Source organism: Mesorhizobium qingshengii, assembly GCF_027563465.1.
GTDB lineage: Bacteria > Pseudomonadota > Alphaproteobacteria > Rhizobiales > Rhizobiaceae > Mesorhizobium > Mesorhizobium qingshengii_A.
Window position 1 is genome coordinate 11,509 of record NZ_JAPFQA010000025.1, and the last position, 13,550, is coordinate 25,058.

Here is a 13,550-nt window from a genome sequence, read left to right on the forward strand (position 1 = left end):
GGGAAGCGACATTCCTACTTTGCAGAAGTGGGACATTTTAACTTTGCTCGTACATCCGAAAGTAGCATAACATACATTATGGAACCGTATTTTTCCAATATAAAACAATAGGTTCAGCAGGCGTGAGCGATGTTCGCGCCTCCAGAATGCTGTTTTCCCCGCCGTGCCGTACTGTCTTGAGCTGATCGGCGCCGTTCCGGTTGTCGCGGACCCGGCGATGTCTGACTGAAGTATGCACCTGGCTCGTCAGCCGAGCGCGGCAAGAATGCGTTCAGGTACAAGAGGCAGATGCGTAAGTTCGGTGGCCAGCGCATCGTTGACAGCGTTGACCACCGCCGCCGCCACCGGGATCGTCGCGATCTCGCCCACGGCTTTGGCACCGAACGGGCCGGTCGGCTCACCCTCTTCGATCAGCACGACCCGCATTGGTGGCATCTCTGATGCGTTGGCCAAAGTGTAGCGGCTGAAACTGTTGCCACGCATCACGCCAGTGATGCGGTCGAGCGCAACATCCTCATAGAGCGCGTAGCCAATTCCGATCTGAATTCCACCGTGGATTTGACCCTCCACCAGCATCGGGTTGATCGCCCGGCCGACGTCATGAGCCGCGAGATAGTCCGTCACGCGCACGCAACCTGTCAGCCTGTCGACCTCCACTTCCGCAAAATGCGCGGCATATGAGCCTGGATTGGCTTGGGCTCGGTAGGTTTCGGTTGCCGCCGGCAGTTCCACGCCGCGGGCGACAAGGCGGTCGGCGAGATCCGAAAGCGCCAGTCCCGAGCCGTCCTGGCGACGCACTGCGCCCGCTTCCAACCGTAAGCCAGCGGCTTCCGTATTTAACTCCAGCACTGCCGCGGCCCGGATCGCTTCTGCGAGCGCAACCCCTGCACGTCGGATCGCTTCGCCGCATATATAGGTCATGCGACTGGCCCGGGTGCCGAGATCATAAGGGCAGGTATCGGTATCGGCTGGAACGATGGCAATGTCGCAAGCCCTAAGACCCAATGTTTCACCCGCGATCTGCGCAAGTGTCGTGTCGGCTCCACAGCCGAGATCGTGGAGCGCGCAGACGAGTTCCGCCCGCCCGTCGGGTAGAAGTTTCAATGTCGCAGTCGTCTCCTCGTGGAAACCGGGATAGCAGCCGTTGATATGAGTGGCCGAGGCGACGCCAATTCCCCGTCGCCACCGCCCTCGACCCGTACCCATCTGTCTGCGCGCCTCCCATTCGAAGGCATCGGCCCCACGCACAAGGCATTCTCTGCCGCGTGCGTTGCCGACATCGAGCCCCTGCCAAGGTTCAATTGCGCCCGGACCGACGAGATTCCTCAGGCGCATCGCCACTGGATCGATGCCCAGCCGCCGTGCGGCTATATCCAGAGTGATCTCGGCCACCGTGTGGATCTGCGGGGATCCATAGCCGCGAAAAGCGCCCGCGGGGACAGTGTTGGTGTAGACCGCGCGGCCCCTGTAGCGCTCGGCCGGAACGTCATAAAGCCGAACAAGCCGTTGCAGCATTGAGCTGGGGAGGTAGTCGCCCCCCGTGCAATAGGCGCCGAAGTCCACCAGCGTCTCGGTCTCGCGCGCCAGGATACGGCCGTCGGAACTCAGTCCGAGCCGCATCCGACCCATGACACTCGACCGCGTGCGGGTTGCGGTAAAGGTTTCGTGGCGGTCGTACCGGATCATCACTGGCCGCCCCAGCGCCAGCGCAAAGAATGCGCACAACGGATCGAGGATCGGCTCGGCCTTGCCGCCGAATGACCCGCCTATGGGAGTCTTCGTCACGCGTATCTGCTCTTGCGGCACTCCCAACGCCTGAACGACGACCGCCTGAACGGCAAAAACACTCTGACATGGTGACAGGATCCCGATGCGGCCATCGGGTTCGGGCTTGGCGATGCAGGCGTGGGGTTCAACGGCACAATGGTGGCTGCGTGGAGTGGTAATGTGCGTTTCCACCACCAGCTCTGCAGCAGCAAATCCGGCCTCGGTGTCGCCACGAACAAAGCTCTCATAGGCCACGGGATTCATGAAAGTGGGCGTGCCGTCTTCCCGCATCGCGAGTCCGGCATGGAGGAGTGCGGCTTCCGGGTCAAATATGGCGGGAAGACTCACATACTCGACCGCAACCAGCTTTGCCGCAAGGCGCGCGATCTCCTCGGTGTCCGCCACCACCGCTGCGACCCGGTCGCCGACATGACGCACTATCGGAGCGAACATTCGCTCGTCCGCCAACGCCTCCTGCCCGGCGAACCAGATCGAGCTGTTGTAGTAGCGTGCGGGCGTGTTTTCATGCCAGAATACAGCGTGTACACCCTTGACCGCCAACGCGGATGCGGCATCGATAGAGGCAACGCGGGCATGCGGATGCGGGCTGAAAACGAGCGCGCAGTGCAGCAATCCTTCGACATCCAAATCGGCCGTGAAGCGCAATGCGCCCGTGACTTTTGCCACGCCGTCTACGAGCGGCACGCGACGGGAAATCTGGTTCATTCCACCGCTTCCTCGAAGAGCCGGTCACGCGGGCTCAACCCCACAGCCTGCGCAATCAGGTCGAGTCCCAACCCTGCGACTGCGCGGCGCTTGTAAATCTGCGAGTTCCGACCCGGAATGGCTGCGTCAACCTCGGTGGCCAATGCCGACAAGAATTCGCGCAGTGTGGCGGGCTCCAGTTTTCGGCCCCCGAGTGCGGCGTCTGCGAGATGCATGCGGAGAGGAACAGGGCCGAGCGCGCCGGCAGCGATCCGCACGGTGCCGAAGTGGGAATTCTGAAACTCGGCGAGCATGGCAAGATTGAGGCGCGAGATAGTCAAGTCTCGCCGGGGTCCGAGCTTGACGAAGGCACTGCACGGCAGAAGGGCGTTTCCTGGCAGGATCACTTCCATGATCAGATGACCGGAGTCCGGAAGGTATTCACACAGCGCGGCCTCGTATTGTGTCCCATCGTTTTTGAGCAATGCCAGTCGCGTTCCCGCGGCGGCCAACACGGGCATCAAGTCGGCGGCTGGGGCGGCATTGGCGATGTTGCCACCGATGGTGGCCCGGTTGCGGATCTGGACAGACCCGCATTGTCCGGCAGCCTCGCAAAGCGCCGGAATCCTTGCTCGCAGCCCGCAATCCGCGGCAAGCGCTGCGACAGTGGTGGCGCCCCCGATGCGGACATCCGCGTCATCAGTGGATATGAAGGCCATGCCTGCCACGCGCGCGAGATCAACCAGCAGTCCGGTTCCAGCGAGCGGCCGGCCCGCGATCAGCATGTCCGTCCCTCCGGCGATGAAACGCACCGGCCCTGCCTCCGCCGCAAGCGTCGCCCGCAACGCGGCAATATCGACAGGCGCGACGACCGCAAGCGCGGTCATCGCCCTGCCCGTTGGCGCGCGGCAGCCTCGGCAGCGACGGCCCGCACGATGGTTTCAAACCCCGTGCAGCGACAGATATTGCCTGCCAATGCATGCCGGATTTCGGCTTCGCCTGGATTGGGATTTGCACGCAAGAGCCCCTCAGCTGCCAGAACCATCCCCGGCGTGCAATATCCGCACTGCACCGCACCCATCTCCAGGAAGGCCTGTTGCAGATCGCTGATGCCGTTCCGACAGAGGCCCTCAATGGTGACAATTTCGCACCCTGCGACTTGAAAGGCCAACATCAGGCAGGAATTGACCGGCTCGTCATCCAGCAACACCGTGCAGGCGCCACACTCGCCTTCGCAACAGCCTTCCTTGACACCCGTCAGGCCAAGGACATCGCGCAGAAACCCGCTCAATCGCGAGATCGGCGAAACCTCTGTCTCGACCGCCGCACCGTTAACCTTAAGCGACATTCTCATGGCGAGACCCCCTCCTCGCCTTTGATGTTTCGAAGGTTTGACCTCGACGCCGGCGACCTGGCCGGTCGGTGATGAACAAGAATGCCGGCGAAGGGCCGCTGGGCGTTGCGCTGGACATCAGCTGCCGCTGCAACAGTCGCAGCCAGACGATTGCAGTCTGCTGATTTCGACGCGCCATATATCCGGCCCCCGCTCGAGGTATTCCCAGGAAAACAAGCCGGGGTATCTGGCCTCGATTTGAAGGTGCAGGGGCCGCGGGTCGTGATCGTTGACGATGATGAAGGAAGAGCCCTCGGCCAGTGCGGTCGCCACTCCGAAGATCCGGGGGTGGCGATCCACCGGCGGGATGGTCCGCACGTCGATCAAGGGTATCGCTGCTGCGCGTTCTGCGTCTGCCATGTCTGTTGAATTTCCGGCCGCCGGAAGGGTTGGCGCCGAGGAGAGCGGCAATGGTCGATCCCGGCGGCAGAATCTATCCCGCCAGCAGCCAGCCTATTTGTCGAAACGCAAACAATTCCGAGAAACTCTGAGCAATGCGAGGATTGCCGCCGTTGGCGTTTGGCAAAGAACCGCACGGACTGTCTTATGCCTCCAAGGGGATCCCGCGTCGCTCTATCTCCACAACCCTTTCTGTACATCAACGTGCTGGTACTGGGTTGCCCTACCATGATCGCTCGGCAATTGCAGGACAAACAGCAGCCGTCGCCATAGATGAACGGAGCGCGCAGTCTTGAATATTCTTGGCAACGTTCCTATCGGGCATGCGGCATATCCGGAACGCGGCATAAGACGTGAGGTTCGGCCTGCGCCTTCAAGGAAAGGCATTTTCATTCTCTTTGTTCCTGCGCAAAGACTTCGGACCTCTATCTGGGCAAGTCATGGTTCCGACGGTCGGCACCGGTTCGTCTCATGACGATGCGTTGTCTCGAATGAGGCCGCTCCGAGTTTCAAAGCCGTTGTGTTTAAAATGCATGGAGCATCGTCATGAACACCCAATTCCGAGGTCCAGAACTGTGGGAACGCACTGTCGGTGACCTGGCCGCTACCCTGCCTGGCGCCACCGCCGTTTTCCGCAAATTCAAGATCGACTTCTGCTGCAACGGCGATCTCACCCTTGATGGCGCCGCGCACCGGCGTGGGGCCGATCCCCGCGAACTTGAGCGCGCGTTGGAGGCGCTCGGTACCGGTGCCGGGGAGACAGCCGCGCCGGCGGCTATGGACAGCGAGGAACTGATCGGCCACATCGAAGCCTGCTATCACGAGGCGCATCGCCGCGCCCTGCCCGAGCTCATCGCCCTGTCGCGAAAGGTTGAGGCGGTGCATCGCGGGCATTCGAATGTGCCGGCCGGACTTTCCGATGCGTTGCAGCAGATACAACGAGACCTGGAACGGCACATGGCCAGCGAAGAGGCTATTCTGTTTCCGGCAATGCGGCAGTGGGCCAAAGGCAAATTCGATAAACCGATTTCCGAGCTGCGCCAGGAGCACGACGAGCAGGTCACCTGGCTCAGGCTCCTTGAAAGCCTCACCGACGACTTCGTCACGCCCGACGGCGCCTGCCGTTCATGGCAGGCGCTGTACGTCGGCACGGCCCAGCTTGCCGAGGACCTGATGGAGCACATCCACCTAGAGAACAACATCCTGTTCCCGCGGTTTGCGGCAACGGACAGCCGTGCATAGCCACCCAACGTCGAGGTCGTTCTACGAAGCATCCGCTTGGATGCCGGGTCGCGAAACACCGGCCCGGCACCGGAAGGCAGCGGCGAAAAAAGCATCGAGATCGACTGACCCGGACTCCGACGACAACGCCGAGCTTATGGGCCAAAGGAGAAACCCGCCAGGAAAGGCCAACCGCCATAGCCATACAAGACGGTCGAAAGGGCGAACAGCAGAAACTCGCTTCGGGGAGATCCAGGCTGCCCTGGATGCCGAACCAATGCTGGATCATTGGAGACAGCAGCAGGACGGGCGGGTCAGGACAAGCGAGATCCAGAACCTTCGCCGGTAGTCGGTTTCCATCTCGCCGTGATCGTACCCTGAATGGTTTCCGGCGTGGTCGAAAGCGGACTTACCGTGGCCTGCTGGATGCTGCTGCCCCGCTGATTCAACGATGTGCTCTTTGTGATGAACGTGTGTCATGCAACGCCTCGATGCCGTCGGTGTCGCATCCAATGAATTCTTTGTGACAGCAGGCAGGGCCCGGCCATCTGTCGTCCGGCCCGATGTTTTAATCCCTACGTCTTCCAGCGGAATGGAAGGTCGAGTCCTTCCTCTGATCAGCTTGAGTCTTTGGGGGCCAATCGCGAATGGCTGCCCGTGAGACACGGCCGTGACCCGCGGGCATATCGGACATCGAGGCGGCCCACGCCCTAGGCGGCGGTTTTGCCAATCTTCAGACTTCGATCGATGGTTCTCTTGGCCGCATTGAGAGCAAATTCACCGAACTTGCCGGCTGCGTCGATGCTACAGAACGCAAGCTGTAGGAGGCCTCAACCGCCCTTGATTCATGCGGTTGCACGACGACCACGATCAGGCCGATTGCCCGCTTCGCTTGCATTCCATGAAGAACCCGGCATTCGAGCAGAACTCGGCAAGGCCGGCAAGATCGCCGCCACGCTCCAGCCAATCGCGGCATTCGTGCTGGAAAGCGCATCCTAGGCAGACGTTTCGCGCGCCCGCCATCGCTGTTCCGCCGCATTTGCGGGCCGCCACGAGCGGATTGACCTCTATCTGCTCCATGACGAGATCCATGAACTCGAACTGCCGCCAGACTCTCTCAGACTGCGACCAATTCCGTTGTCCAGACCGCATGACGATCTCCCTCTGCCAGAGTGACCGCTGTCTTTTTCACTCTATCCGCGAATGGCCGGCCGCTCGATGTGTCGCTTCGCCGCGCTCGCGAGAGCCGGCGCCGCCGCCCTCATCCGAGATGTCTTTAGCGCCTGTCTTTGATGTGGAAGCGATGGCCCATCTGCCGCGTCAAAGGCAGCCTCCAGGCTACGCCGCCGCCCCCGACGCAATGCGACATGCCCGTACGGCAGCGCCAAAAGAAATAAGAGCGATGCTACGGTGCCTGATCACTCCCAACAACGTGCACTCTGTCGAGAGGGAATCGACGGCGCGTCGGCGGTTGGCAGACTCCCGCCGATAAAGGAACCGCCGTGGCTACGGTCCTCGCGCCACGCCTGTTGGCCAAGCTCTGCCGATCCGGAACTACGATATCTGTACGGGCAGCAGGGAAAAGCCGCTCGCCGGATAGCTCGCGATTGCCGGCTGCCGGCCCGGCACCAGCGCGATTTCCTGGGTCGGCTTCAGCAATTCCTCCATGAGGACGCGTAGCTCCAGTCGGGCCAGAAGCGCCCCCGGACAGACATGGATTCCGCCGCCGTAGAGGAGATTTTGCGCAGCATTGCGATCGAGGCGGAATTCGTCGGAGTTGCCAAAGACCGCTTCGTCGCGGTCGGCCGACGCCCACATGAGAGTGATCCGCTCGCCGGCTGCAATCCTGCGTCCGCCGATTTCCACCGGCCTGGTCGTCACACGCCGGTTGGAAATAAGCGGTGCGTGTATCCGCAATATCTCGTCGATGGCTGCGGGCAGCACGTGCAAATTCTCTCGAAGCTGCTGCTGCACTTGCGGGTTTTCCGCAACATAGTGGCCCAAAATCCCCACACACGCGGTTATCGTGCCGAGTTCGCCGACGGTCCAGTTACGCAGGATGCTTACGATCTCCTCGTGGTTCAGCGGCCTGTCCCCGATCTTTTGCCGGAGCAGATTCGTCGTGATGTCATCTGGCGCGGCCGCACCGGCCGCACGCCGCGCTTCCAGCAATTCGCTGATATAGCCGTCGAACTCGAGCGCGATGGCAGACATTGCATTCGTGTCTCTGGCCAAGGTGGCCTCATGGTTTTTGCGGACCCACTGAAGCAACGGCTCATGCAGACCTGCAGGCCAGCCGAGAAAAGCGCACTGGATATGCACTGCGAATAGCTGGGCAAGCTGCGTCACCAGATCGATTTCCACGCCCCTTTCCAGGCCGGACACGAGATTGGCTGAGATCGTCCGGCAAAGCGGTTCGAAACCTTGCACTCGCGCGGGTTCGAAATGGCGCTCGATTAGCGACCGGTACGCCGTGTGCTGGGGCGGGTCCATGCCGCTTGGCACTGACAGATGGCTGGAAACGACGCTGCTGAACGTATGGTGATCGTCCAGCGCCTGCACCACGTCCTCATGCCGGAACAGCGACCAGCCGAGATAGTCGCTATACGCCACCGGGCAACCGTGACGCATGGCGTCATAGGCCTTGATCTGGTTGGAAAGGACTTGGTCGGATCGGGGATCCCAATCCGGTTGCGGCTTGTCTTGCGTCGAGTTCATGGCAATACCCAGAAAACTTGCCTGCACCGCAAGCCACGGGCACAGAACACAGTTCCAAATGCAGGTTCTGCTAAACCAGAGCGGTCGGAAGGTATTTGACAGAGATCAAACTCCGTCGCCGTTTCGCCCGCGCGCTAATAAAGGCCGAAAACCCGAACGGCTTGTCCCGCGGGGCTCCGCTCGGTTGGATGGGGTATTGCTGGCTCAGCGTTCCTCCGGGGTCGGGTTGATCGACGACGCGCGCTTTCATGAACTTGTGGTTACGCTGGGATGACACGAGCGAGCAATCAACGGCACCAGCCGTCAGGCTATTCGATGACAGCATCAAGCTGCCTGGTTTCGCGATCACGCGCCCATCAGCGATAGCCAACACACATCACATAATCGCGCAAAAGCATCTCCTCTTGTTCCACCTCCAGCATGAGGGCCTCTAGCGCATCTCGCGCATTGAGCACTCCGATCGGCCGAGACGCCGCATCGGTGACGGGAATGTTTTTCAGCCGGTGCTCCTTCATGATCGACCAAACGTCGTGCAACCAGTCTGTCGGCCGGCAGATTGCGACATCCCGGGTCATCACCGACGATATTGCGGTTTGGCAGGTGGAGCCCCGACAATGACCTATCTGCCTTACGATATCCGTTTTCGTAATCACGCCTTTCAAGAGTCCATCGGGGCCGCAAACCACGACCAGGTCCTGGGAGCCAGCAAGCAGCTGGGCTGCTTCAAGCATTGGAGCATCATATTCGACAGTGACGAGCCTCTTGCGGGTCACGGCCAGGACCCTGTCCACGAGCATCTGTTCGTCCTTTCCCGTCTTTCAACCGCCGACGGAGATACGCAACGTGACGAGGATGCCCGTTCCGGCCAGTGCGAAACAGGCCAAGCGTATCGCTATCAACACCGCAAACCTCGCTCCCGAATGAACGTAGTCCTCGATTACAACCTGAAGTCCGAGCGCCATGTGATAAAACAGTGCCACCAGCAGCAGCACCATGCAGATCGCGGCGGACGGTGTCCTGAGCCAGGTGACGACGCCAGCACGGTCACTGCCGGTGAGGGCGACGACAGACGCCAGGAACCATATTGTCAGGGGAACCAGGGCAATAGCCGTCACGCGCTCGGCCCACCAATGGCCGACGCCTTTCCTGGCTGAGCCGAGCCCGGTCGCGCGGCTTAGCAGTGAGCGCCTGTCCTGCTTGTGCACCTTGTTACCCTGCCATGTAGATGCTGAGCACCCATGTTGCACCCGTAAGCAAAAGGCTTGCTATGACCACTGCCCACCCGGACGCATAGATCGTGCGAAGTTGAAAACCATATCCTGCGTCCCAGAACAAATGCCGGATACCGCCGCTGAGATGCATGAAGAAGGAAAACACGCCGGCTATCATCAAGAGTTGTCCGATCCAGGATCCCATGACGCTTTGAACCGTGGCGAATGCCTGCGGACTGGCGGCGGCAACAGAGAGCCAGATCACCAGGAAGACCGCGAAAGCGCTCAGGACGATGCCGGTGACGCGATTGGCGATCGAGAGAACCGAGGTAAGCTGCGGTCGGTAGATTTGAATGTTGGGCGAAAGCGGCCGCGTGTGGCGGGTTGGCGAATTCATCTTTTCCCTCAACCTGTCCGCTTGACGATCATTTTCTTGATCTCGGCGATGGCCTTGCCAGGATTCAGTCCCTTGGGACATGTGCGTGTACAGTTGAGGATCGTGTGGCATCGGTAGAGCCGGAAAGGATCCTCCAGATTGTCGAGCCGTTCGCCAGTCGCCTCGTCGCGGCTATCAATGAGCCAGCGGTAGGCATGCAGCAGCGCGGCAGGGCCAAGGAAGCGAGCGCCGTTCCACCAATGACTGGGGCATCCCGACGTGCAGCAGAAGCAGAGAATGCACTCATAGTAACCGTCAAGCTCGGCCCTTTCGTCGGGCGACTGAAGCCGCTCCTTCTCCGGCACAGGCGCCGTGGAATGCAGCCAGGGTTCGATGAGGCTGTATTGAGCAAACACATGTGTGAGATCTGGAACCAGATCCTTGATGATCCTCATATTGCTCAAGGGATAGATCGTTGCTGGCTTGTCCGTATCCGCTATGAATCGTGTGCATGCCAGCCAGTTCGTGCCGTCGATGTTCATCGCACAGGAGCCACACACGCCTTCGCGGCATGAGCGGCGAAACGTCAGGGTCGGGTCGACCTTGTTCTTGATCCAGATGAGGGCGTCCAGAACCATCGGGCCGCAGTCGTCGAGATCGATTTCAAAAATGTCTAGGGCCGGATTGTCGCCGGAGTCGGGATCGTAGCGGTAGATCTCGAATGTCTTGACACGCGATGCGGTCGCGATTGGCACAGGCCAGCGTTTTCCTTTTTCTATCCGAGATTCTTTCCCGACGCCGAGTTTTCTGGGCAGCGGAAACCGTTTCAACACCGTCACCAGGGGGAGTTGGTCCGAGGATTCGATGAGGAAATGACTTGTTTTGTCCTCGTTCATCCGCTTGGCCTTCGAAGTGCCCCGGGCAGAGCACGATCGCCAAAATCGACGGCAGATCGCTGGATGATCCGGCCGGTTTCGTCGACAATGACACAGAACCGACGGTTGCCTAAAAAGAACGTCAGCCGTACCCGGCTGGCATCTGCGCCTTCTCCGCGCTCATGCCTGCTGGTTATCCTGCCTTCGCGAATTAAAGACTGGACGACCGTAGGGGCAACATCAAGCCCCTTGCCAATGATGGCGGCATCGACCTCCACTTCGTCGTCTTCCAATTTGATCGTCATCGGCAAAACACGGTTGTCCTGTTCCTTTGGCTCGACCAACGCTGGTCGGGATCGCCGCCGGCTTGCGAGCCGTCGGCGCGGCCTTGCATCCTGATGTCCACCACCGCGCTGGCCCACGCGGCCAATGGGAATAGGGAAAGGAAGGCGGCAAGCCCGCCGCCCGTGCCCAGGATCTCACGACGCGTGCGTGTCATTTGGCGACCCGCGCTTGGTCGGCGACCGGGACATGCCACAGCACGACGTGGGCATGCGGGACGTCGACGCCTGGGTGGCCGGCATTGTAGTAGACGTCGACATGGTCGACGTTTCCGCCCGGTGCCGCGAGGTTGTCAAAACGCGTGTCCGGGTTGAGATCCTTGATCGGCAGCATGTAAATGGTGCTGACAAGCTTGCCATCGTGATCATAAGCAAGGAACGGACCGGCCGGCAGCGTCGCGGGATCGACGAAGAGCTGGCCCATGCCCGGCAGAAAGTCAGGCAGCTTCACCAGCTTGCTTACCTGTTGGTAAGGCGCCGCCAGCGGCGATTTGGCCACGTCGGCCGCCGCCATGGCGCAAACCGAACTGGCCATTGTCACGACAAGAGCGAGGGCGAGTTTTTTCCTCACGACAACTCCTTGTTCAAGCAGAGGCCGCAGCGACCGAACATGGGAAGAGGCACGCTTCATGGCTGTCGCGGTTTGTTCGGGTTTAACAAGGCGGAGACAGCCATTTTCGTCAAACGAAATTAACTGGTAATTCAATGCATTATTTCTGCATGGCCGTGCGTCTTGTTCGGTATCTTCTGGATCCGGTTCGAGACCGATGAATCCTTGTCCCGAACCCATTGGACGGGTTCGGAGACGCGCGTTGGCAGGATGTCGTTTGCCAGCAATCCGCCACAAGGCAAGCCGGGTTGCACGTTCCGTCACGGCTGCCTTTTGTTCGTCTCAACCTTCACAATTCGCGGTAGTGCCGGAGTTCCCTGCCCCGCGATGTTTGCTTGATTTCGAAAAACCTTTCACTACATCTGAATTGCCATGAACAGTTCAACGCGCCATTTCCGACGGGAGCCGCAGCGCCTCAAAGCAGGCCTCTAGCCCGGGTGCGGAAAGACTCTGGTTTTGCGCATCCGGGGCAGCCAGATCCCAGTTCAGTCCAAAGTGAACATTGCCTTGCTTGGGCAATGAGGCTGAGCGCTCGTTCGCAATCGCGTATGGATCAGCTTAGAGGCGACCATGATGATCCCCCACCTCAGCTCTGAAGAAGACATTTCGCTCGACCTCGCTACAAAGGGAAAGCATTCGGCCTTGTCGAGGATCGCCGTCAGGAGTGCACGGAGATCCGGGCTGGACGAGCAGATGGTCTTCCGCGGTCTTTGGCACCGCGAGTGCCTCGGTTCGACCGGCATCGGCCGCGGGGTGGCGGTCCCACATGCTTTGTTCGATAGGATCTCTTCGCCTGTCGCGTCATTCACACGGCTCGCTGCGCCTGTCGATTTCGGCGGACCAGACGACGATCCCGTCGATATCGTCTACACGTTGCTCTGGCCTCGCTCCGCCGTTCCCGCCTTCCTTCCCGCTCTTTCACAGGTCTGCCGGCTGCTTCGGGCGCCTGGAACTCGAGAGGGATTGCGACAGGCACTGTCGACCGGTGAGGTGATGGCGATACTCGATGCTGACAATCATCCGGCCATCTCCGCCAATTTGCACGCTTGCCAGGCCGAGCTTCGCATTGTCATGCCTGGACCCCACTAGTCGCCGGCAGACGACGCCGTCATCGTGTTGACCGTGACCTCGGCTTCGGTCCAAGCTTCCTCAACGCACGACGATCTGCCTACACATGTGCGCCATACGGATTCCCAACCTGCCGACGCTTTGGCCAGGCACTCCGAAAGTCCCGGCCTTCAGCAAAGTGCGGTTCAGCAGAAAGCCTGCCAGTGCAACCACTTCATGATCGCCACTTCCTAAAACATAGATTGACAATGTGTGTTTTAGTTGGGATGCTTATCCGAGTCCAAGCCAAGCTTGGATTGTGCTTGGCGACGATGCCAAAAGCCCCCTTGTCCTTGCCGAGATGGAAGCGCGCATATGAGCGGAAACCGCCGCAGCAAGAGCACCATCGTCCTGGACGGCGTCCCGTTGCCGGACGTGCTTGACGAGACCATGATCCATGGTGTGGTTCACGGCTTCTATGATGAAATTCGCCGCGATGCGCTTCTCGGCCCCATCTTCCACCAGAAGATACAGCCCGACGAGTGGCCGCGTCATCTGGCAAAGATGTGTGACTTCTGGTCCGCGACACTTCTGCGAACGACCCGATATGAAGGGCGGCCCCTGCCGCCACATCTGACGATAGCCGGCCTTGGCGAGGTGCATTTCCAGCGTTGGTTGAAATTGTTTCGCGCCACGGTGCGCCGCATCTGCCCGCCCGAGGTGGCGGCGCTTTTCATGGACCGCGCGCTGCGCATCGCTCACAGCTTTCGTCTTGCGGTCGCCTTCAACCGTGGCGAGACCACGATTGGCATCGAGCCGATTGCCGAGAAAGACCTGTGAGGCCGAATTGGTTTGCAAGAGGTTCCCATAGCAGCACGCCGATCCAA

The 13,550-nt window shown here is 60.3% G+C and carries 15 protein-coding genes; 3 read left to right on the forward strand and 12 right to left on the reverse strand.

Going from position 1 to position 13,550, the window contains the following annotated elements:
• Positions 1-246 precede the first annotated feature (246 nt).
• From OOJ09_RS29485 to OOJ09_RS29500, 4 genes are all read right to left on the reverse strand, one after another.
• Positions 247-2,493, reverse strand: a complete 2,247-nt coding sequence (locus OOJ09_RS29485; RefSeq protein WP_269908579.1) for a xanthine dehydrogenase family protein molybdopterin-binding subunit — start codon at positions 2,491-2,493, stop codon at positions 247-249.
• Complete coding sequence (locus OOJ09_RS29490) at positions 2,490-3,359, reverse strand: FAD binding domain-containing protein (RefSeq protein WP_269908580.1); 870 nt, start codon at positions 3,357-3,359, stop codon at positions 2,490-2,492. The genes OOJ09_RS29485 and OOJ09_RS29490 overlap by 4 nt, the downstream gene beginning before the upstream one ends.
• Positions 3,356-3,826, reverse strand: a complete 471-nt coding sequence (locus OOJ09_RS29495) for a (2Fe-2S)-binding protein (RefSeq protein ID WP_269908581.1) — start codon at positions 3,824-3,826, stop codon at positions 3,356-3,358. Before OOJ09_RS29495 ends, OOJ09_RS29490 begins: the two co-directional genes overlap by 4 nt.
• A 117-nt stretch (positions 3,827-3,943) precedes the next feature.
• Positions 3,944-4,225 carry a DUF2249 domain-containing protein gene (locus OOJ09_RS29500; RefSeq protein ID WP_269908582.1) on the reverse strand — a complete coding sequence of 94 codons (282 nt, stop codon included), beginning with the start codon at positions 4,223-4,225 and terminating at the stop codon, positions 3,944-3,946.
• A gap of 585 nt (positions 4,226-4,810) precedes the next feature.
• Between OOJ09_RS29500 and ric the strand changes: the two genes are divergently transcribed.
• Positions 4,811-5,506 (forward strand): iron-sulfur cluster repair di-iron protein, encoded by a 696-nt coding sequence (gene ric / locus OOJ09_RS29505; RefSeq protein WP_269908583.1) that lies wholly within the window; start codon positions 4,811-4,813, stop codon positions 5,504-5,506.
• Between the two features lie 849 nt (positions 5,507-6,355).
• Here ric and OOJ09_RS29510 read toward each other — a convergent pair.
• The 8 genes from OOJ09_RS29510 to OOJ09_RS32110 form a co-directional block, all read right to left on the reverse strand.
• The gene (locus tag OOJ09_RS29510) at positions 6,356-6,577 is read right to left on the reverse strand and encodes a DUF6455 family protein (protein WP_333474501.1); all 222 of its coding nucleotides are present in this window, start codon (positions 6,575-6,577) and stop codon (positions 6,356-6,358) included.
• Positions 6,578-7,039: 462 nt separating this feature from the next.
• Complete coding sequence (locus OOJ09_RS29515; protein ID WP_269908585.1) at positions 7,040-8,203, reverse strand: cytochrome P450; 1,164 nt, start codon at positions 8,201-8,203, stop codon at positions 7,040-7,042.
• A gap of 356 nt (positions 8,204-8,559) precedes the next feature.
• Positions 8,560-9,000 (reverse strand): cyclic nucleotide-binding/CBS domain-containing protein, encoded by a 441-nt coding sequence (locus OOJ09_RS29520; RefSeq protein WP_269908586.1) that lies wholly within the window; start codon positions 8,998-9,000, stop codon positions 8,560-8,562.
• A gap of 21 nt (positions 9,001-9,021) precedes the next feature.
• On the reverse strand, positions 9,022-9,408 hold the full coding sequence (gene sdhD / locus OOJ09_RS29525; RefSeq protein ID WP_269908587.1) for a succinate dehydrogenase, hydrophobic membrane anchor protein: 387 nt from the start codon (positions 9,406-9,408) through the stop codon (positions 9,022-9,024).
• Between the two features lie 4 nt (positions 9,409-9,412).
• Positions 9,413-9,811: a succinate dehydrogenase, cytochrome b556 subunit gene (gene sdhC, locus OOJ09_RS29530; RefSeq protein ID WP_269908588.1), complete on the reverse strand. Its 399-nt coding sequence runs from the start codon at positions 9,809-9,811 to the stop codon at positions 9,413-9,415.
• A gap of 8 nt (positions 9,812-9,819) precedes the next feature.
• Entirely contained in the window at positions 9,820-10,620 is an 801-nt protein-coding gene (locus OOJ09_RS29535; protein WP_420107570.1) for a succinate dehydrogenase iron-sulfur subunit, read from the reverse strand.
• A gap of 62 nt (positions 10,621-10,682) precedes the next feature.
• The gene (locus tag OOJ09_RS29540) at positions 10,683-10,970 is read right to left on the reverse strand and encodes a DUF6522 family protein (RefSeq protein WP_269908590.1); all 288 of its coding nucleotides are present in this window, start codon (positions 10,968-10,970) and stop codon (positions 10,683-10,685) included.
• Between the two features lie 190 nt (positions 10,971-11,160).
• Positions 11,161-11,541 (reverse strand): DUF5602 domain-containing protein, encoded by a 381-nt coding sequence (locus tag OOJ09_RS32110; protein WP_420107571.1) that lies wholly within the window; start codon positions 11,539-11,541, stop codon positions 11,161-11,163.
• A 648-nt stretch (positions 11,542-12,189) separates the two neighbouring features.
• Here OOJ09_RS32110 and OOJ09_RS29550 point away from each other — a divergent pair.
• Positions 12,190-12,705: a PTS sugar transporter subunit IIA gene (locus OOJ09_RS29550; protein ID WP_269908592.1), complete on the forward strand. Its 516-nt coding sequence runs from the start codon at positions 12,190-12,192 to the stop codon at positions 12,703-12,705.
• A 333-nt stretch (positions 12,706-13,038) separates the two neighbouring features.
• Positions 13,039-13,503 carry a group III truncated hemoglobin gene (locus OOJ09_RS29555; protein ID WP_269908593.1) on the forward strand — a complete coding sequence of 155 codons (465 nt, stop codon included), beginning with the start codon at positions 13,039-13,041 and terminating at the stop codon, positions 13,501-13,503.
• Positions 13,504-13,550 lie beyond the last annotated feature (47 nt).

Bases quoted from the DNA above. Each gene is read 5' to 3' on its own strand.
- OOJ09_RS29540 (WP_269908590.1), bottom strand. From the start codon at position 10,970: ATGACGATCAAATTGGAAGACGACGAAGTGGAGGTCGATGCCGCCATC.
- OOJ09_RS29485 (WP_269908579.1), bottom strand. From the start codon at position 2,493: ATGAACCAGATTTCCCGTCGCGTGCCGCTCGTAGACGGCGTGGCAAAA.
- OOJ09_RS29500 (WP_269908582.1), bottom strand. From the start codon at position 4,225: ATGGCAGACGCAGAACGCGCAGCAGCGATACCCTTGATCGACGTGCGG.
- OOJ09_RS32110 (WP_420107571.1), bottom strand. From the start codon at position 11,541: ATGGCCAGTTCGGTTTGCGCCATGGCGGCGGCCGACGTGGCCAAATCG.
- sdhC (WP_269908588.1), bottom strand. From the start codon at position 9,811: ATGAATTCGCCAACCCGCCACACGCGGCCGCTTTCGCCCAACATTCAA.
- OOJ09_RS29515 (WP_269908585.1), bottom strand. From the start codon at position 8,203: ATGAACTCGACGCAAGACAAGCCGCAACCGGATTGGGATCCCCGATCC.
- OOJ09_RS29550 (WP_269908592.1), top strand. From the start codon at position 12,190: ATGATCCCCCACCTCAGCTCTGAAGAAGACATTTCGCTCGACCTCGCT.
- OOJ09_RS29520 (WP_269908586.1), bottom strand. From the start codon at position 9,000: ATGCTCGTGGACAGGGTCCTGGCCGTGACCCGCAAGAGGCTCGTCACT.
- OOJ09_RS29555 (WP_269908593.1), top strand. From the start codon at position 13,039: ATGAGCGGAAACCGCCGCAGCAAGAGCACCATCGTCCTGGACGGCGTC.
- OOJ09_RS29490 (WP_269908580.1), bottom strand. From the start codon at position 3,359: ATGACCGCGCTTGCGGTCGTCGCGCCTGTCGATATTGCCGCGTTGCGG.
- ric (WP_269908583.1), top strand. From the start codon at position 4,811: ATGAACACCCAATTCCGAGGTCCAGAACTGTGGGAACGCACTGTCGGT.
- OOJ09_RS29510 (WP_333474501.1), bottom strand. From the start codon at position 6,577: ATGGATCTCGTCATGGAGCAGATAGAGGTCAATCCGCTCGTGGCGGCC.
- OOJ09_RS29495 (WP_269908581.1), bottom strand. From the start codon at position 3,826: ATGAGAATGTCGCTTAAGGTTAACGGTGCGGCGGTCGAGACAGAGGTT.